This window comes from Micromonospora inaquosa (assembly GCF_003857055.1).
In the GTDB taxonomy this organism is placed as follows: domain Bacteria; phylum Actinomycetota; class Actinomycetes; order Mycobacteriales; family Micromonosporaceae; genus Micromonospora; species Micromonospora inaquosa.
The window spans coordinates 20778-38271 of the sequence record NZ_QGSZ01000206.1 but is presented as its reverse complement, the minus strand read 5'-3'; the positions used below and the strand labels follow the sequence as shown (position 1 = coordinate 38271).

At 69.7% G+C, this 17494-nt stretch carries 16 protein-coding genes and 5 pseudogenes; 12 read left to right on the top strand and 9 right to left on the bottom strand.

Annotated elements, in window-relative coordinates; genetic code table 11:
- The first annotated feature begins 384 nt into the window (after window positions 1-384).
- Window positions 385-1515, top strand: a complete 1131-nt coding sequence (locus DLJ59_RS15280) for a PucR family transcriptional regulator (protein WP_244236041.1) — start codon at window positions 385-387, stop codon at window positions 1513-1515.
- A gap of 154 nt (window positions 1516-1669) precedes the next feature.
- Window positions 1670-2046: pseudogene (locus DLJ59_RS15275) on the top strand (transposase); the annotation flags it as partial.
- A 234-nt stretch (window positions 2047-2280) separates the two neighbouring features.
- On the opposite strand, the gene DLJ59_RS15270 reads toward DLJ59_RS15275, so the two are convergent.
- Window positions 2281-3252 (bottom strand): aldo/keto reductase, encoded by a 972-nt coding sequence (locus tag DLJ59_RS15270; RefSeq protein WP_124773200.1) that lies wholly within the window; start codon window positions 3250-3252, stop codon window positions 2281-2283.
- Window positions 3253-3417: 165 nt separating this feature from the next.
- On the opposite strand from DLJ59_RS15270, the gene DLJ59_RS15265 reads away from it, so the two are divergent.
- The 4 genes and pseudogenes from DLJ59_RS15265 (at window position 3418) to DLJ59_RS15255 (ending at window position 5632) form a co-directional block, all read left to right on the top strand.
- Window positions 3418-4023, top strand: coding sequence for a TetR/AcrR family transcriptional regulator (locus tag DLJ59_RS15265; protein WP_124773198.1), 606 nt, complete (start codon window positions 3418-3420; stop codon window positions 4021-4023).
- Between the two features lie 19 nt (window positions 4024-4042).
- Window positions 4043-4630, top strand: a pseudogene (locus DLJ59_RS38285) (Gfo/Idh/MocA family protein); the annotation flags it as partial.
- Between the two features lie 25 nt (window positions 4631-4655).
- Window positions 4656-5174, top strand: a pseudogene (locus DLJ59_RS38085) (hypothetical protein); the annotation flags it as partial.
- 83 nt (window positions 5175-5257) lie between these two features.
- Window positions 5258-5632 (top strand): ester cyclase, encoded by a 375-nt coding sequence (locus tag DLJ59_RS15255; RefSeq protein ID WP_208648703.1) that lies wholly within the window; start codon window positions 5258-5260, stop codon window positions 5630-5632.
- 127 nt (window positions 5633-5759) lie between these two features.
- On the opposite strand, the gene DLJ59_RS36335 is transcribed toward DLJ59_RS15255, so the two are convergent.
- Window positions 5760-5915, bottom strand: a complete 156-nt coding sequence (locus DLJ59_RS36335; protein ID WP_158630840.1) for a hypothetical protein — start codon at window positions 5913-5915, stop codon at window positions 5760-5762.
- Between the two features lie 40 nt (window positions 5916-5955).
- Here DLJ59_RS36335 and DLJ59_RS15250 point away from each other — a divergent pair, with 40 nt between their 5' ends.
- The gene (locus tag DLJ59_RS15250; protein WP_244236038.1) at window positions 5956-7062 is read left to right on the top strand and encodes an IS110 family RNA-guided transposase; all 1107 of its coding nucleotides are present in this window, start codon (window positions 5956-5958) and stop codon (window positions 7060-7062) included.
- A gap of 129 nt (window positions 7063-7191) precedes the next feature.
- The gene (locus DLJ59_RS15245; protein ID WP_341869600.1) at window positions 7192-7617 is read left to right on the top strand and encodes a transposase; all 426 of its coding nucleotides are present in this window, start codon (window positions 7192-7194) and stop codon (window positions 7615-7617) included.
- Between the two features lie 306 nt (window positions 7618-7923).
- Here DLJ59_RS15245 and DLJ59_RS15235 read toward each other — a convergent pair whose 3' ends face one another.
- On the bottom strand, window positions 7924-8127 hold the full coding sequence (locus DLJ59_RS15235) for a hypothetical protein (RefSeq protein ID WP_124773190.1): 204 nt from the start codon (window positions 8125-8127) through the stop codon (window positions 7924-7926).
- 770 nt (window positions 8128-8897) lie between these two features.
- Between DLJ59_RS15235 and DLJ59_RS15230 the strand changes: the two are divergent.
- Window positions 8898-9082 (top strand): annotated as a pseudogene (locus DLJ59_RS15230) (transposase); the annotation flags it as partial.
- 60 nt (window positions 9083-9142) lie between these two features.
- On the opposite strand, the gene DLJ59_RS15225 reads toward DLJ59_RS15230, so the two are convergent.
- From DLJ59_RS15225 to DLJ59_RS15200, 6 genes and pseudogenes are all read right to left on the bottom strand, one after another.
- Entirely contained in the window at window positions 9143-10285 is a 1143-nt protein-coding gene (locus DLJ59_RS15225; RefSeq protein ID WP_124773188.1) for an FUSC family protein, read from the bottom strand.
- Window positions 10286-10322: 37 nt separating this feature from the next.
- The gene (locus DLJ59_RS37440; protein ID WP_244236037.1) at window positions 10323-10532 is read right to left on the bottom strand and encodes a sensory rhodopsin transducer; all 210 of its coding nucleotides are present in this window, start codon (window positions 10530-10532) and stop codon (window positions 10323-10325) included.
- Window positions 10533-10656: 124 nt separating this feature from the next.
- Window positions 10657-10860: pseudogene (locus DLJ59_RS15215) on the bottom strand (transposase); the annotation flags it as partial.
- Window positions 10861-11004: 144 nt separating this feature from the next.
- A complete protein-coding gene (locus DLJ59_RS15210) occupies window positions 11005-12105 on the bottom strand; it encodes an FUSC family protein (protein WP_244236036.1) in 1101 nt (366 codons plus the stop codon).
- Window positions 12106-12172: 67 nt separating this feature from the next.
- The gene (locus DLJ59_RS15205; protein ID WP_124773184.1) at window positions 12173-12550 is read right to left on the bottom strand and encodes a sensory rhodopsin transducer; all 378 of its coding nucleotides are present in this window, start codon (window positions 12548-12550) and stop codon (window positions 12173-12175) included.
- A complete protein-coding gene (locus tag DLJ59_RS15200) occupies window positions 12547-13764 on the bottom strand; it encodes a D-arabinono-1,4-lactone oxidase (RefSeq protein ID WP_124773182.1) in 1218 nt (405 codons plus the stop codon). Before DLJ59_RS15200 ends, DLJ59_RS15205 begins: the two co-directional genes overlap by 4 nt.
- A gap of 102 nt (window positions 13765-13866) precedes the next feature.
- Between DLJ59_RS15200 and DLJ59_RS37435 the strand changes: the two genes are divergently transcribed.
- The 3 genes from DLJ59_RS37435 to DLJ59_RS15190 are packed head-to-tail and all read left to right on the top strand — an operon-like array spanning window position 13867 to window position 17412.
- On the top strand, window positions 13867-14220 hold the full coding sequence (locus DLJ59_RS37435; protein WP_244236035.1) for a hypothetical protein: 354 nt from the start codon (window positions 13867-13869) through the stop codon (window positions 14218-14220).
- Window positions 14102-15571: a TIGR03885 family FMN-dependent LLM class oxidoreductase gene (locus DLJ59_RS37425; protein WP_341869599.1), complete on the top strand. Its 1470-nt coding sequence runs from the start codon at window positions 14102-14104 to the stop codon at window positions 15569-15571. Before DLJ59_RS37435 ends, DLJ59_RS37425 begins: the two co-directional genes overlap by 119 nt.
- Complete coding sequence (locus DLJ59_RS15190; protein ID WP_124773178.1) at window positions 15568-17412, top strand: glycoside hydrolase family 15 protein; 1845 nt, start codon at window positions 15568-15570, stop codon at window positions 17410-17412. Before DLJ59_RS37425 ends, DLJ59_RS15190 begins: the two co-directional genes overlap by 4 nt.
- Window positions 17413-17494: the final 82 nt, after the last annotated feature.

The following is a 17494-nucleotide window of genomic DNA, read 5'->3' as shown; positions in this document are numbered from 1 at the left end:
CCTACGCGCCGGCGTCCGCGCTGCGGATGCAATGGCCTGAGGTCAAAGTCCATCGTCGTCTCGCCGGGCCTGTCCTCGGCAGGGCCCTGACCCACAGACACGACGGGTCTAGACTGCCGACTGTCAGCAACAATGGACTGAACCCTCGGCGTCGCCGGACACCGCCGACATGCACACAAACGGGTGCCGAGCCAGCGGAGATACGAATATCTGCGCCGGCCACCACCACGGGTGGCGTGACAAGTGGCGGTTCGAGGAGGCGAGGCGGAGATGACCGACAGCACGCGGCGACGCGGCGAGCGGCGGCCTGCGACACCGGAACCGGAAGATGCGTGGCTACTCAAAGTCGCCGAAGGAGCCAGCCGAGACGCCGGCGGAGTCCCGGTGGAGCTACTCGGCGACTACCTGCGGATGCTCGCCGACGCGGCCACGCACGGCCGCCAAGCCAAAAGTAGAGAACTGGACGCGGTCGGCCTGCTCGGCCGCCGCGCCGCCGAACAGGGCATCTCCGCGGGGCCGGTCGTACAGCTGTATCTGTCCGCCGCGCGGCGGCTGTGGCAGGACCTGCCGATGGTGGTGCGCTCCCGCGACCGTGAAGCAGTCCGCGCCGCCGCGACCGCCGTCCTGCAGGTCATCGACGACGCGGTCGCCACCCTCGCCGAGGGATACGCAGTCGCCCGCCGCGACCTCGTCCGCCGCGAGGAGACCCTGCGCCGCGAACTCATCGACGACCTGCTGCGCGGCGACTCCGACCTCGGCACCCTCGTCGAACGTGCCGAACCGTTCGGGCTCGACCTCGCCAGGGTCCACCAAGTGGCGCTGGCCGCACCGAGCCGACGACTACCCGACGCCGACGCGGCGATCAGCGCCCTTGAGGCGGTCATGTTCGACCGGCTCGGCGACCGCGACGTCCTCGTCGCGACCAAGGACGGCCTGCTCGTCGTGCTGGCACCCGCCGACACCGGAACAGTCGACCGACTACCGCCGGCGATGGACGCGAGCAATGAACTCGGCCGCCTCATGCACCGCGAGCTGAGCCGACTGCCCCGGGGAGGACCCTGGCGGGTAGCTGTCGGCCGGTCCCATCCCGGTCTGTACGGCATAGCCCGCTCCTACGAGGAGGCCCGCGAAGCACTCGCCATGGCCGGGCGACTCCACACAGACACCCCCGTCATCAACGCACACGACCTGCTCATCTACCGAGTTCTGCTACGCGACCAACCTGCCATCGTGGACCTGGTGCAAGCCGTACTCGCCCCACTCACCCGGGCGCGCGGCGGCGCCGAACCGCTACTCGACACCCTGCACGCCTACTTCGACACCGGTGCGGTGGCCACCGAATCGGCGAAACGCCTGCACGTATCGGTACGCACCGTCACCTACCGCCTGGCTCGTGTCAAAACATTGACCGGCTACGACCCCACTGACCCCAGCCACCGTTTCACGCTGCAGGCGGCGGTGCTCGGCGCCAAAGTCCTCAACTGGCCGCAGGAACTCCTACCCATTCCCACCTGACCCTCAGATTGTCGGGCACCGCCACGCCCGACACGAACAGAACACGTGACCAGCGGACACCCACACGCGATGTCCGCGTCCCTCGGGTCTGTGGATCTAAAGGTGTTTCCGGCCTGACCTGCTGGGCGTTGTGCCTGGTGAGGAGGGTGCCGTGATGACCGCCACGCAGAACGATCAGTCCGGACGTAAGAAGCGGGCGGAGCCGTCGGCGGAGACGAAGGCCGCCGTCGAGCTGGTCCGGGCGGCCAAGGAACAGGGCCTGTCGCTGACGGGTCCGAATGGGCTGCTCCGGCAGTTGACCAAGACGGTCCTAAAGACCGCGTTAAACGAGGAGATGACCGAGCACCTCGGCTATGATAAGCACGACGTGTCGGATGCCGGAGCGGGCAACATCCGCAACGGCAGCCGGTTGAAGACGGTGCTGACCGCAGCATTGGCCCGGTGCAGATCGACGTTCCACGCGACCGGGCCGGCACCTTCGAGCCCCAAATCGTCAAGAAGCGGCAGCGGCGCCTGTCCGGCGTTGACGAAGGGTCGCCGTTGAGTTGAGTTCGACTACGGTTCGAGCGGCCGGCCGATGCAGGATTGCTCGCAGTTACCGACGCGAGAATGCCCCCTACACCAGGTCGCGAGCGACCTTGGTTGGGCGTCCTCCGGACGGCGGATTCTCCAGCTGCCGTTGGCCGAGCGAGCTGGTCAGTGCTGCGCCTCAGCGCAGTCTGCACTTCGTCAATCAGGAGGCCGGGGTCCGAGTTCGCAATCGGTTCAGAGGTCGATGGCGGCCATGTTGGCTTCGTCGTAGCGGTCGCCGGAGGCCGACGCCAGGTTGTTCAACCGGGCCACGTGCCTGTCCGTGAGTTGGACGCGGTCAGCGGCGGCATTTTCTTCCAGCCGGTCGATGCGCGTGGTGCCGGGGATGGGCACGATGTCGTCACCTTGGGCGAGCAACCAGGCCAGGGCGACCTGTGCGGGTGTTGCTCCGGCTTCGGCGGCGACGGCGCGGACCTCGTCGACGATGCGCATATTGCGTTCCAGATTGCCGCCGGCGAAGCGTGGGTTGGTGCGGCGCCAGTCGTCGGCGTCGAGATCATCCAGCGTGCGGATGTTGCCGGTGAGGAATCCGCGGCCGAGCGGGGAGTACGGCACCAGGCCTATCCCCAGTTCGCGCAGGACCGGCAGAACCTCCGCCTCCGGATCGCGGGCCCACAACGAGTACTCCGACTGCACCGCGGCGATCGGATGAACGGCATGCGCCCGCCGGATCGTCGCGGTCCCGGCCTCCGACAGGCCGACGTAGCGGATCTTGCCCTGCGCCACCAGTTCGGCCAGCGCTCCGACGGTTTCCTCGATCGGGGTGTCCTGGTCCACGCGGTGCTGGTAGTAGAGGTCGATGTAGTCAGTTCCGAGGCGTCGAAGCGATCCCTCTACCGCGAGCCGGATGTTAGCCGGGGTACTGTCCGAGCTCGGCCGGCCGGTGTGCGAGACGAGACCGAACTTGGTGGCCAGCACGACTTCGTCCCGGCGCCCCTTGACGGCGCGCCCCACCAGCTCCTCGTTGGTGTAAGGGCCGTAAGCCTCAGCCGTATCGACGTGGGTGACGCCCAAGTCCAGGGCGTGCCGGATCGTGCGGATCGACTGATCGTCGAGCCGCCCGGCTCCGGTATAGAAGGCTGACATTCCCATGGCGCCCAACCCGATGCGGGAGATCTTCAGCCCGCCGAACGACGTGGTTCTCATCTGGTGGTCCTCTTCCTTGACGTGAGTCCGACCGCTTTAAGTTCCGATCGGTCCAGAACGCTAGCACATATGGACCGCTCGGTAGTAAAGTCCGTGTGAGCAAAGAAGCAGCTGACCAAGCCCATCGGCCGGCCGCTATCGGGCCCGACTCGAGGAGGATGCCCCATGAGTGGTTCCCGGAGCACTGCGTTCGGCCGCCCCCGGGAGTTCGACATCGACGAGGCGCTGGAGCGCGCCATGCAGGTGTTCTGGGCGCGGGGATACGACGGCACGAGCCTCACCGACCTGACCGGCGCCATGGGAATCACCAAGTCGAGCATGTATGCCGCGTTCGGCAACAAGGAGCAGCTCTTCCGCAAGGCCGTGGAGCGCTACGCCGAGGGCCCGGCCTCCTACGCGACTCGCGCCTTGCGAGAGCCAACCGCCCGCTCGGTGGCCGAGGCGTTCCTACGTGGAGGCGTCCGGACCACGACATCCCCTGGCTGCCCCACCGGGTGCCTGTCCGTTCAGGGAGCGCTGGCGCTGACCGAGCAGAGCCGGCCCGCGCACGACACGCTCGTCGACTGGCGCAACGATGCGGGCGTCCGACTGGAGGAGCGCTTCCGGCGTGCCATCGAGGAGGGTGATCTATCGCGTGACGCCGACCCAGGCCGCCTCGCCCGCTTCATCATGACGACCGCGTTCGGCATCGCCGTCCAAGCCGCGAACGGGCTGAGGGCCGACGAGCTCGACGAGATCGTGGACACAGCGCTGCTCGCGTGGCCGACGTAGCGCGAAGGAGGAGGAAGTGATGGACGGACCCGGGATCGCGACCAAGCCACCAGACGCGAGACTCCCGGTCGGCGTCGGAATCGTCGGGCTAAGCGCGGCGGGCGGGTGGGCGGCCGGGGCACATTTGCCCGCGCTGTCGGCAATCGACGGCATGGACCTCACAGCTCTGGCGACAAGCTCACCCGCATCGGCCACCGCCGCCGGCGCCACGTTCGGGGTGCCCGGATACGCATCGGTCGAGCAGCTCGCGGAGGACGAGAACGTCGACCTTGTGGTCATCGCGGTCAAGGTTCCCCGCCATCGTGAACTTACGCTGCCCGTGCTGCACGCGGGAGTGCCGGTACTGAGCGAGTGGCCGTTCGCCGTCGATCTGGCCGAGGCCAGGGAGATGGAAGCCGCTGCCTGCGGGACACGTAATTTCGTCGGTCTTCAAGGACGTTCCTCGCCTAGCTTCCGTTGGCTGGCCGACCTCGTCGCCGACGGATACGTGGGCGAGGTGTTGTCCGCGACGGTGCTGGCCTCATCGATCGAATGGGGAACCCCGATCTCCGAGCAGATGCGATACACCCTCGACCGCACGCTCGGGGCCACGATGCTCACCATCGCTTTCGGGCACGCCAGTCGACCTTGTATCGATGGTCGTCGGCGAACTGCAAGACGTGACCGCTTCGACAGCGACCCGGCGCCCTTACGTTCCTCTCGGCCGCACCGGTCAGGCGGTTTCGATGACCGCCGAGGACCAGATCGCCGTCTCCGGCACATTGCCCGGTGGAGCGATTCTCTCCGTCCACCACCGTGGCGGAACGCTGTCGGGACCTGGATTCTCCCTGCTCATCGACGGCACCGACGGAACCCTCGAGGTCACCTCCGCCAACGGGTATCCGCACCTCGGTCCCGTCACGGTACGCGGCGCACGAGGTCGCGCCCAACTCACGCAACTGACCCTGCCCGACGGATACGACAACTACCCCCATTTGGCCGGAACACCGATTCACACCCTGGCGCACGCGTACGCGGCGATCCGGAACGACCTGGTCGACGGCACCACGACCGCCCCGGATTTCACCCACGCCGTCAAACGACACCGGCTCCTGGACTCGATCGGCCGGTCGGCCGCTGAAGGACGACGGGTGCGCCTGCGGGCCCCTTGACGAGCAAGCCACGGAAACACACCCATGAAACGGAACACGAAGGAGCGGGATCGATGATCGATAGTGGTGCACGCGAGTAGTACATGCGATACATAGCGGCACTCAACGCCCACGAGTTCGACGGCATGGACGAGTTTGTCTCCGAGGAAGTCCTGCTCAGCGGCGAGCCGGGCACCCGAGACGCTGTCGTGGAAGTCCTTAAGGGGATTGTCGACGCGGTCCCGGATTTCCATTGGAAGGTCGAGGAGATGCTGTTTGACCGCGACGGGATCGCCGTCCGCTTGACGAACACCGGCACCCCAGCCAAGGAATGGCTCGGCGTCAAGCCGTCCGGCGCCTCATGTAAAACCGCCGAGTACGCCATCTACAAGGTCCGGGACGGAAGGTTCATCCACATGACAAACCTGCACGACTCGGCCGCGATTTTCCGCCAACTGACCGCCCGAGAGGACGGCTAGCTCCAATTCCGGTGCGCTGTCATCGGCTACTTGTTTCATTGACCTGCGGCCGTGGCCCGGCCAGGCTTCGGTCGAGGCGTCCGGGTTGTCGCTCTCATTGCGGCTGCCCACGCTGGTCGTGTGGCTCTCATTTGGCCTGCGCGGCCCGGGCGTCGCCCCAGGGCGGGGAGAGGCTCAAGAGGGGTTTGCTCGGCTCGAAGTAGCGTTGCCCTCCCGGCTCGACAACCCAGGTGGATCGAGCATCGGAGGACGCGGTGAGTGGCACGTCGGATCGTGTGGTCATCGGTATGGACCCGCACAAGCGCTCTGCCACGATCGAGGTCATGGCCGGCGACGAGACCGTCGTCGGCGGCGGCCGGTTCGACACCGGCCGGGACGGCTACGCGGCGATGAGGAAGTACGCCAAGCGGTGGCCGAGGCGGGTCTGGGCGATCGAGGGCTGCCAGGGTATCGGCCGGCACATCGCCAACCGGCTACTGGCCGACGGCGAGCAGGTCGTCGACGTGCCACCGAAGCTGTCCGCCAGGGCGCGGGTGTTCGCCACCGGGCAGGGCCGCAAGACCGACGCCACCGACGCCCACTCCATCGCGCTGGTCGGCACCCGAATGACCGGGCTGCGCCCCGTCGTCAACGATGAGCAGCTGGCCCTGCTGCGGATTCTGGTCGACCGGCGCCGCTCGCTCGGCGAGGACCACACCCGGATGGTGTCCCAGCTGCATCAACTGCTGCTGGAACTGATTACGGGTGGGGCGAAGAAGAGTCTGTCCGCCGCCCAGGCCAAGGCGCTGCTGGCCACTGTCCGGCCCCGTGACGCGGTCGGCAAGGCCCGACGGCGGGTCGCCGCGGAGCTGAACGCCGACCTCGAACGGGTCTACCGCCGCTCCAAGGAGGCAGACAAGGAACTGAAGGAACTGGTCGCCTCCACCGGCACCACGTTGATGGACCTGCACGGCATCGGACCGTCCGGCGCCGCCCGGCTGCTGGTCGAGGTCGGTGACATCACCCGCTTCCCGAACCGGGCCCACTTCGCCTCCTGGAACGGCACCGCCCCCATCGACGCATCCTCCGGCGAGCAGGTACGCCACCGGCTCTCCCGTGCCGGGAACCGGCAGATCAACCGGGTGCTGCACATCATGGCCACCGTCCAGCTGCGCAACCCCACCGAAGGACGCGCCTACTTCGACCGGAAGAAAGCCGGCGGCAAGACATCGATGGAAGCGATGCGCGCCCTGAAACGACGCCTGTCCGACATCGTCTACCGGTGCATGATCAGCGACGCGGTGGCCACGGCGGCGGGCCCGGGAGGACACCGGGGAACGACTACTGACTCCAGCGTGACCGACTCTCATCCCCCAGCCGGCTCTTCGGAGAAGTCACTTCCCGGACCCGCCGAGACCCAGGATAGAACTCTCCTCCCGGCGATGTCTTGACACAGAGGGGAGCCAGATGCTCGGCAAGCACGGGGGATACGTGCAGGGCTACAACGTGCAGATCGCCAGCGCCCGCAACCAGGTCCTCCTCGCGATGGAGCTGCACGACAACCCTCCGACACCACCGCCCTGATCCCGGTCATCAGACGCGCTCAGCACAACAGCGCGGCCGCGGGCCTCACCGGCGCCGTCGCGGCATGGCTGGCCGACAGCGGCTATGCCAGCACCGCGAACTTCGCAGCCCTGGCCGATCTCCCGCTGCTGGTGTCGATCACCAAGGAGTACGAGCCGACCCACGCGAGCACGCCACCCAGGCACGACGTCCCCGCCGGTCACCGCGAGATGGCCACCCGGCTGGCATCCGCCGAAGGCAAGAAGCTCTACGCCCGCCGCGGCGCCCTCGTCGAACCAGGCTTCGACCAGCTGTTCCAGCGCTTCGGACGCCGCGTGCACCGACGCGGCATCGCCGCCGTCGACACCGAGATCAAACTCCTCGGGGCGGTGCACAACCTGAACAAGATCTTCCACCACGATGCCAGGCAGAGGACCTCTTGACAGTTGAAGATCGGAAGCTGTGCGACAGCCTCTGACCTGCCCGGCCAGTGCACCCAAACCCTCCCGGCCAGGACCAGGGCGGCCACCCGGACACCGCAACACTCACCCCATCGCGCGTTACGACGTCCACATCCGACCACCACCAACGCCAAGACACCGGCTACAAGAAGGCGAAGACCGTCAATCCCCGACCACGCCGCACAGGTTAAAAATCAAGTCAGTCCTGTTGTTGACAGTGTCACCTATTTGAGGTTGCGGGAAGCTGAACTCTCGGTAGGCCTGAGTGGGTTGACACAGAGCCGACAGTCAGCGAGGTCGGGTGCCAGGGGTGCTGTCGACCTCGCCGAACTCGACTCCCGAATCCGGGTTGACGTCGGTGCCGTCCTCGGCGTCCGGGCCGTAGTCGTCGGGGTTCCGGTCCGCCGTCCGCTGCGCGGTTGTGCGACTCTTCGGCGGCTGACGGTCCTGATCGTGCCCATATGCTGTCGTGTTGTCCACCGGCTGGTTCATCGCCGCTATCCTCTCCTGCCCCGGGCCGGTATCGGTGGTTCCGCGCCAGCTCCCCGGGCCCATCCTGCGATGCATCTGTGGCTTCTCCGTCTACGACCTCACCTCGGCGATGTCGGCCATCACCTCGTTCTTCAGCGAGCCGACCACACCGTCGTCCTTGCCCGTCATCAGTGCCTCGAAACCCGATGGCCGCCTGCTCCGGATCGTCCGTCATGCCCGCGCCGAGGGGGAGGCGGTCGGACCCAGATGCCCTTACCGAGGCGCTTGCCGATGAGGTGATCGATGGTCACGGCCTCTGTGGCCTCCTTGGTGCCCCGCAGCGAGCGACGACCCGACCGAGGTCGCCGGTGGGCAACGCCCAATCTCGCCCGATATTCGACCATCGGACCGGCAGGTCGAGTCATCCACCGGTGGTTGTGGTCATGGATCAGCCAGACCGGCGGTGCGGGACATTGGAGTGCCGGCGCCCCATAGATGCCGCCCTTCGCCGTGTGCACCGCCCGATCCGACCCCGCGAGGGGCACCTCGGCGGCCTTCCGCATCGTGGCAGTCGACCGCCAGTAGTAGAAGCTCGAGCGACTCAATGATCTGACACAACCGCGTCTCCCCGGCGAAATACCCGGGCTGCCTTCCGCAGAATGTCCCGTGCCTTCTCCAACTGTCGCACCCGCCGCCGCAACGCGGCGTTCTCCTCCTCGGCCGAGCCGGCCACCACCTGCGGATCCACCGCCGATGCCAGGACCGACGATTACCGCACCTGATGCAAGCTGGACCTGTCGCGGGTTGACTACTTGTATGTGTTGGGCCGATGGCATCCACGTCCATGTGCGTCTCGGCGAGGACAGACTCTGCCTGCTCGTGATGGTCGGGGTTCGCGCCGACGGTCACCAAGGAGCTAGTCGCCCTGGCCGACGGCTACCGCGAATCGACCGGATCGTGGGCGGACCTGCTGCGAGACTGGTAAGTAGGCCGACCTGGTGGGCGGCGTGGCTGGCCGACGGTCGGGTGGGAGCGTTCAGTGGCCGGCGGCGGCACGGCGAACCAGGTGGCGTGCCTCGTCGCGCCGCACCCCGGTGGCTCGCAGCAGGTCGTTGGTGACGGTACGCAGCTGGGAGACCACGATCGTTCCGGAGAAGCCGATCTCCTGCCGGCACGCCTCCCCGGCGAGCCGCACTGCCGACAGCGCCCGATCGCGGGCCTGGACCGGTTCCTCGCCGGCCAGGAACTCTCGGTGCAACAGCCGCACCGACGCGCCGTACTCTTCGATGGCGGCGGGTAAGTCCGGTGGCACCGGTTCAGCGTCGCGTAGGGCTGTGCCAGCGCGGCGGGCCAGAGTCCGGCTGTTGCGGTACGCCCGCTCCATGTGCTTGACGCCATCCCGGTAGGCGCTTACCGCCCGACGCCGGCGCCACCGTAGCGGGGAGAACTGGGCCACCTCGTCGGCGGCGGACACCGCCTCCCTGAGCTGGATCAGCTTCGACTCCGAGTTGCGCATCTGGTCCAGCACCGCTTCCGCCTGGCTGGCGTCACCATTGGCGAGGGCCTCGGCGCAGGCGGTCATCTGGCGGGCGAATAGGTCCAAGGCGGAGCCGGCGACCCGACGTATGGTGCGTAACGGGTTGAGCGGCGCCAGGACCAGCATCACGACGAGCCCGACCAGGCCGCCGACCAGGGCGTTGATCGCCCGGGGCAGCTCCAAGTCGGGGTTGGCCGGGGTGAGCGTCGCCACCAGTACCGCGGTGGCGCCGGCCTGCGTCATCAGCAGGCCGGTACCCCGAGCGGCAGCCGCGCCGGTGACTGCCAGGAAGACGATGATCCCGGTTTGCCACGCTCCGGTGCCGATCAGGGCGATCAGCAAGTCACCGGCGGCGATGCCGACCCCAATGCCCAGGAGCAGCTCGACGGTGCGCAGCGCTCGCCTGGCCAGCGACGCACCGATCACCGCCACCGCGGCACCCGGAGCGAACGTGGGCTCCTCGATGCGCAGCAGCTGATGGGCGATCACCCAGGCGAGCGCTGCCGCGAGACCGGCCTGGACGCCGATAATCAGGTACGTCCGGAACCGCCGGTACGCGGCCCGGCTGGCTTTGGCCAGCCGGCTCCGCAGCCGACCGACCGGTGAGCCGGGGCTTTCCGCTGGCGCGACGCGGGCGAACATGGGGGCGGCTACCCGGATTCACGTTCGTCACACGCGGTTAGGCGAGGAACGCCATCGCGCCGGTCAGCGTGACCGCGCCCGGCAGCCGAGTGTCCTGGCGGAGGAACTGCACGACCACCGGCACCGGCGAACGCAGCACGCATCCGTACGGTCGATCGACGTGGACCGCCTCGTGATCGATCAGGTCGTTGAGCCGGCCTGGCCGTACGTCGTTTGGCCTTGCTTGAGCCGCCGATAGGGCCCGCAAGCGACCACCCAGCGCGACGAGCGTTCACCGCTCAACTGCGGCGCCTCACCGGCGCGGACGCGGTGGAGTCTTCCTGACCAGCATGGGTCGGCGTCCCCGTCATACCGAGCCCCGGCGATCTTGGTTAGTAGGTTTCAGCGGCTGGGAAGCGGTCGCTGAAGGTGATGGCGAAGGCGTTCAACGCGGGTTTCCAGCGCATCGTCCATCGCGTTCTGCCTGCTCCGGTGGGATCCAGGGACCTGGTAACCAGGTACAGACACTTCAACGCCGCCTGCTCGTTGGGGAAGTGGCCGCGGGCCTTCACTGCCCTGCGGTAGCGGGCGTTGAGATGACGGGTTGTGGGACGCCGGTTTGGGCCGGCGGCGACACAGAGTGGGGCGCGCGGCGGTTTCTGCTGCGGCGGGAGGGCAGCGGGCAGCAGGCCGCCTTTGCGGAGGTTGTTCTTCGACTGGTGATGGTGCTCGCGTTGCGACTACCCGGCGGCGGCCCGGCGGACCATCCGCCGGGCCTCGTTGCTGGACACCCCGGTGGCGCGGAGCATGTCATTGGCAACAGTGCGCAGCTGCGCCACGACGATGGTGCCGGAGAATCCAATGTCTTGCCGGCATGCCTCGCCGGCTTCCCGCACCGCGCTCAGCACCCGCTCGCGCGTCTGCACGGGTTCGCGGGCGGCGAGGAACTCGCGGTGCAGCATCCGCACGGCCTCGCCGAGACGTTCGACGGCGGCGGGCAGGTCGGCCGGGACCGGTTCCTCGTCGCGCAGCGTGGTGCCGATGCGGCGCACCATGGCCTGGCTGTTGCGGAAGGCCCGGTCCATGTGCTCGACAGCCCGCCCGTAGGCGGCCAGCGTTCGACGGCGGCGCCAGCGCACCGGGGGGAGCCGGACGACCTCCTCGGCGGCGGTCACCGCCTCGCTGAGCCGCTCCAGCTGTGGCTTCGCGGCGCGCATCCGGTGCAAGATCTCCTGAGCGGCGCGGGCGTCAGCGCGGGCCAGCGCCTCCGCCGAGGCGGTCATTTCCCGGGCGAAAAGGTTCAGTGTCGGGTCCGCGACCCGGCGTACGGTGCGCATCGGGTTCAACGGGGCGAGCACCAGCACCACCAGCAGGCCGATCGCTCCCCCGACCGTCGCGTTGGCGGTCCGGGACCACTCCAGGTCGGGCGAGGTGGGGGTGACGGTGGCGACCAGCACCGCGGTACCGCCGGCTTGGGTCATCAGCGCACCGGTGCCGCGAGCCGCCGCAGCCACCGCCGCCGACAGGAAGACGATGACGCCCGTCTGCCACGGGCCGGTACCCAGGATTTCCACCAGCGTATCGCCGACGAAGATGCCGAGTAACACCCCGACGACCAGCTCCACGGTGCGTCGGGCTCGGTTGCCCAGTGCGGCGGCGATCACACCGACCGCTTCAGCCGGGGCGAAGGTCGGATCCTGGTTGCCCAGCAGCTCCCGGGCTGCCAGCCAGGCCAGGGTCGCGGCCAGGCCGGCCTGCGCCGCCACGATGAGGTACGTCTCCAACCGGCGGCGACCCGTCCGGCCAGCGTGCCGCAATCGGACCCGCAGTGCCGTCGTCACCGTGTGTCCGCCGGGAACCGCGTGGCCGGACATACCCGGCGCGGACGGTCGCGAACCTTCGCCGCTGTCATGCGGGATGGGCCATCGTGCCAGTGAGCGCGACAACGCCCGGCAGCCGGGTGTCCTGCCGGAGGAACTGCACCACCACCGGCACCGGCGAGCGCAGCACGCACCCGTAGGGCCGGTCCAGCCGTACCGCCGCAGGGTCGATCAGATCGTTGACCCGGACATGCCGGATGCGCCGGGCGCCGACCAGGATCCGGTACGGCCCGACCGGGTCCGCGTCCTCGTAGTAGATGTCCAGGCCGAGCTCGGCGTCCCGGTCGGTGGCGTTGAGTACGCAGAGCTGGTCGAAGCCGGTGAACTCCGGTTCCGGGCCGTGGTTGGGAAACGGCACGTGCCCGCCGGGTACCACCCAGGTCCGCGCGCCGATTTCCGGGATCACCGCTCCTCCAGCAGCCGGGTCTGGTCGGGGCTGAGGAACACCCCGTCCGGGTCGAGTCGGCGCCGCAGCGCCTGGAAGTCGTCCCAGCGGGGATAGAGGGGGCGCAGCTGGCGGGCGGTCAGCCAGTGTTTCTTGCCCCAGTGCGGCCGGCCGCCGTACTGCCGGAAGACCGCCTCCATGTCCCGGAAGTACTCCTCGTAGGGCAGCGAGGTGTTCTGAAGGCAGGCGATGGTGGTGGTGGGCCGGCCGTACGCGTTGCTGAGCCAGATGTCGTCGGCGGCGATGCTGCGCACCAGCACCCGCCATCCGGCCACCCGGCGGTGCCGTTCCCGGATCCGCCGCCGAACCTCGGCGAAGCAGGCCGGGAACGCCTCCGCCGGCAGCATGTACTCGATCTCCTCGAATCGCAGCTCGCGGTGCCGGGGGATGGTGCGGTGCGTCGGTCCGACCTGGACCTCGCGGGCCTGTGCCCACGGGTCCGACCCGGGCACCCGGGGCAGGGCCCAGACCTGCTGCTCGGGTGTCTCGTCGGCCCGGTTCATCACCCGGATCTGCGTTTGGTCGCTGCGTGGGTACCAGTAGAAGTCCATGTTGCGGTTGGTGTGCTGGAGCTCCGCGAGGTGGTCGAGGGTCCAGTCGATGGGGGCGCACCAGGACCGTCGGTGCAGGTCGTAGCGGGGCTGCACCTGGAGGGTGACCTGGGTGACCACGCCTAGGGTGCCGAGGGACAACCGCACCGCCGGCAGGAGTTCGGGGTTGCTGTCCGCGCCGATGTCCAGGATCTCGCCCGTGCCGGTGACCAGTCGGACGCCGGCCACCTGGGTGGACAGGTTCCCGAAGCGGAGGCCGGTGCCGTGGGTGCCGGTGGCGGTCGCCCCGGCGATCGACTGGTAGTCCACGTCGCCGAGGTTGTCCATCGCCAGACCGGCGTCGTACAGGCCCTCCCCCAGCGTCTTCAGCCTTGTGCCCGCCCACACCGTGGCCAGGTTGCCCCGGTCGGAGATCACTCCGGCCATCCGGTCCAGGCTGAGCAGGATCCCGTCGGTCCGGACCAGCGGGCTCGACGAGTGTCCCGAGCCCACCGGGCGGACCGGGGTTCCGTCCTGCCGGGCGCGCCGCACGAGGGCGCGGACCTCGTCCTCGTCGGCCGGTTCCGCGTACTCGGCGGGCGTGAAGGACAGGCTGCCGGACCAGTTGACGAACTCCTGTCCCACGACCCTTCCTCCCCCGACTGGACGCGGTGGCGTACCCACCGCCGCCGGGAGTATTCACCGGCATGACCGACCCGCCCGCACCACCCGCGCCCCGGAGCCACCATGGCTGAGCTGGGCTGGGCCCAGCTGGCGCTGGTGGCCTGGCTGGCGGCGGAACTGGCTACCGCGGCGGTCTTCGTCACCCGCGGCGGGTACCGCAACCTGCTCTGGTACCTCGTCGGCGGGCTGCCCGGCCCGCTGCTCGTCCCGATCGTCGTCGAGCGTGGTCGGGCCGCCCGGCAGCGGTTCGACGTCCGCTTCCGGGCGCCGGCACCCACCCGGCCCGGCCTTGCGCGCGCTGGTCGGCCTGGACGGCTCACCCGGCTCCGACCGGGCGCTGCGCGCCGTCGCCCACGCGCTGACCGGGACCACCAGCGAGCTGGTCCTGGTCACCGTCACCGACCCGGACCTGGTTGACCTCGAGGCGAACGCGGAGCGCCAGCGGGCCCGGCGGATGCTGGACGAGGTTGCCCGCACCCTGCCGGACGGGTTGGGCGACGCGAGCACGGAGATCGTGGCCGGCCACCCGGCCGACGCCATCCTGGCCGCCGCCGACGTCCGCGACGTGGACCTGCTGGTGATCGGGCGGCTGGGGCACGGGCTCGACGAGAAGCTGCTGGGCAACGTGGCGGAGGACCTGGCCCACGCAGCAGCCGCGCCGTCCTGCTCGGCAGCCTGCCCGGCAGTGATGGGATCCTGCCCGGCCGGTTCGGGGCGTCGTGCCGCCGGGTGCGGGCGTCGTTTCCGCGCGGGAAGGGCGGGTAAACCGGGTCATCCGCACCCGGCGGAGCACCGACGGCGGGAGGAGCCCATGCCGGTCCTCGGCTTCCACGCCTCGCACGAGCAGTTCCCGCCGAGCGCGCTGCTGCGGCTGGTCGAGGCGGCCCGGGCGGCCGGTTTCACCCGCGCGATGTGCTCGGACCACTTCGCCCCGTTTGGGGCTGAGCAGGGCCACTCCGGATTCGCCTGGTCCTGGCTGGGGGCGGCGCTGGCCCGTACCGACCTGCCGCTGGGCGTGGTGAACGCGCCCGGCCAGCGCTACCACCCGGCCATCGTCGCGCAGGCCGCGGCCACCCTGACGGAGATGTTCCCGGGTCGGTTCTGGCTCGCCCTCGGCAGCGGCCAGGCGCTCAACGAGCACATCACCGGCGCCCGGTGGCCGGCCAAGCCGGAACGCAACGCCCGGCTGCGGGAGTGCGTGCAGGTGATCCGCGCCCTGTTCGCCGGCGAGTGCGTCGACCACAGGGGGCTGGTCACCGTCGACCGGGCGGTGCTGTGGTCGCGGCCGGCGCAGCCGCCACCGGTGTACGCGGCGGCGGTCACCCCGGAGACCGCCCGCTGGGCGGGTTCCTGGGCGGACGGGCTGATCACCATCAACCAGGGCATCGACAGGGTACGGCAGGTGGTCGACGCGTACCGGGACGGCGGGGGTGGCGGGCCGGTACTGCTGCAGGTGCACCTGTCCTGGGCCGCCGACGAGGAGACCGCCCTACGGGTGGCCCACGAGCAGTGGCGTACCGCCATCCTCGGCAGCGATCTCGGCTGGGACCTGGCCACCCCGGACGACTTCGCCGAGGCCACCGCCTACGTCCGCCGGGAGGACATGCGGGAGCACGTGCTGGTCTCCAGCGACACCGGCCGGCACACGCACTGGCTGCGCGAGTACGCTGACCTGGGCGTCGACGAGATCTACCTGCACCATGTCGGGCGGGACCAGGACGGATTCCTGGAGGTCTTCGGCTCCCGCGTGCTGCCGGAGCTGGTATGAGCTTCCCGCCCGTCGACTCGTACGCCTTCCTCTCCGACACCCACACCGCCGCGCTGGTCGCACCGCACGGGACGGTCGAATGGTTCTGCGTACCGCACTTCGAGGGTGACGCCGTCTTCGCCCGGTTGCTCGACCGACAGGTCGGCGGCGCGTTCTCGCTCACCGTCGACGGCTGCCCGGCAGCGGCCCGCCGGTACCTGCCGGACACCCTGGTGCTACACAGCGAGTACGACGGCCCGGGCGGCAGGGCCGTCGGCCGAGACTTCCTCGCCGTCGGGCCGGGCGACGCCGCGCAACCGATCCGGGCCGGCAAGGTACTGGTCCGCCAGGTGACGGCCGAGCGCGGTGTGGTGCGGCTGATGGTGCGGATCACCCCACGACCCGGCTTCGGCGCCGGGGCCACCGGCTGGACGCAGGTCGACGGCCGGTGGCACGCCTCCGGGGTTCCGCTGCGGGTCGGCGCGGACCTGCCGCTCGTCGCGGACGGGGCGGCGCTGACCGCCGAGGTGGAACTGCCCGCCGGCCGGACGGCCACCATCCTGCTCGACTACGGCGACGCCGCGGGGCCGGCGCCGGATCCGACCGGGCTGCTCGATCGGACCTGCCGCACCTGGCGGGACTGGTCCGGCCGCAGCGACTACGCCGGCTTCGCCGCGGAGGCCGTGCGGCGCAGCGCCCTGGTGCTGCGCGGCCTGTCGTTCGACGAGACCGGCGCCCTGCTGGCCGCCACCACCACCGCGCTGCCCGAGGAGATCGGCGGGGTGCGGAACTGGGACTACCGGTTCACCTGGCACCGGGACGCTTCGCTGCTACTGCTCGCCCTGTTCCGACTCGGTCACGCCGAGGAGGGCCGGCGGTACCTGCACTTCCTGCTGGACATCTGCGCCACGCAGGCGGACCCGATCGCCCCGCTCGTCGGCATCCACGGCCACACCACCACCGAGCGGGAACTGCCGCACCTGTCCGGCTATGCCGACTCGCGACCGGTCCGCACCGGCAACGAGGCCGCCGACCAGGTCCAGTTCGACACCTACGGTCACATCCTCGACGCCGCGCTGGTCTACCAGCAGCTCACCGGCGACCTGACCGGCGACCAGTGGCGGCTGCTGCGGCGGCACGTCGACACCATGGCGCGGCGGTGGCGCGAACCCGACCACGGCACCTGGGAGATCCGCGGCCCCCGCCGGCACTACGTCAACTCGAAGGTGATGACCTGGGTCTGCCTCGACCGGGGCATCCGCCTGGCCGACCTGCTCGACGACCGCGCCGCCGCCGTCGACAGCTGGCGGCAGGCCCGCGACGACCTGCACGCCGAGGTCCTCGACCGCGGCTACGACGACGCGGCGGGCAGCTTCGTGCTGGCGTACGGCTGCACCGATCTCGACGCGTCCCTGCTGCGGATCCCGCTGGTCGGCTTCCTCCCCGCTGACGACCCGCGGATGCTCGCCACCATCGACCGGATCCGGCAGCGACTCGCGATCGGCCCCGCCCTGATCCGCCGGTACCAGGCGGACGACGGGCTGCCCGGCGAGGAGGGGGCGTTCCTGCTCTGCTCGTTCGAACTGGTCTCCGCCCTCGTGCTGGCCGGCGAGCGAGACTCGGCACGGCAGCTCTTCAACCAACTCAGCGCATACGCGGGACCGCTCGGCTTCTACTCCGAACAACTCGCCGGCGACGGAACCGCCCTGGGCAATTATCCTCAGGCGTTCACCCACCTCGCCCTCATCGAGGCAGCGCTCAACCTGGACGCCGCCGGCGACCGCGACGCCCTGCACACCTGGGCCGAACGCGCCCGACCGGTGCCCGCCGGCCGGCCGGTCCCGCCACCACCACCCACTTGAGGCGGACGTCGCCGAACGGCGCGGCGAGGCGTCCGTGACGCGGCGGACGTGTGCGGGGCCGACAACCGGGCGATGCGGAACA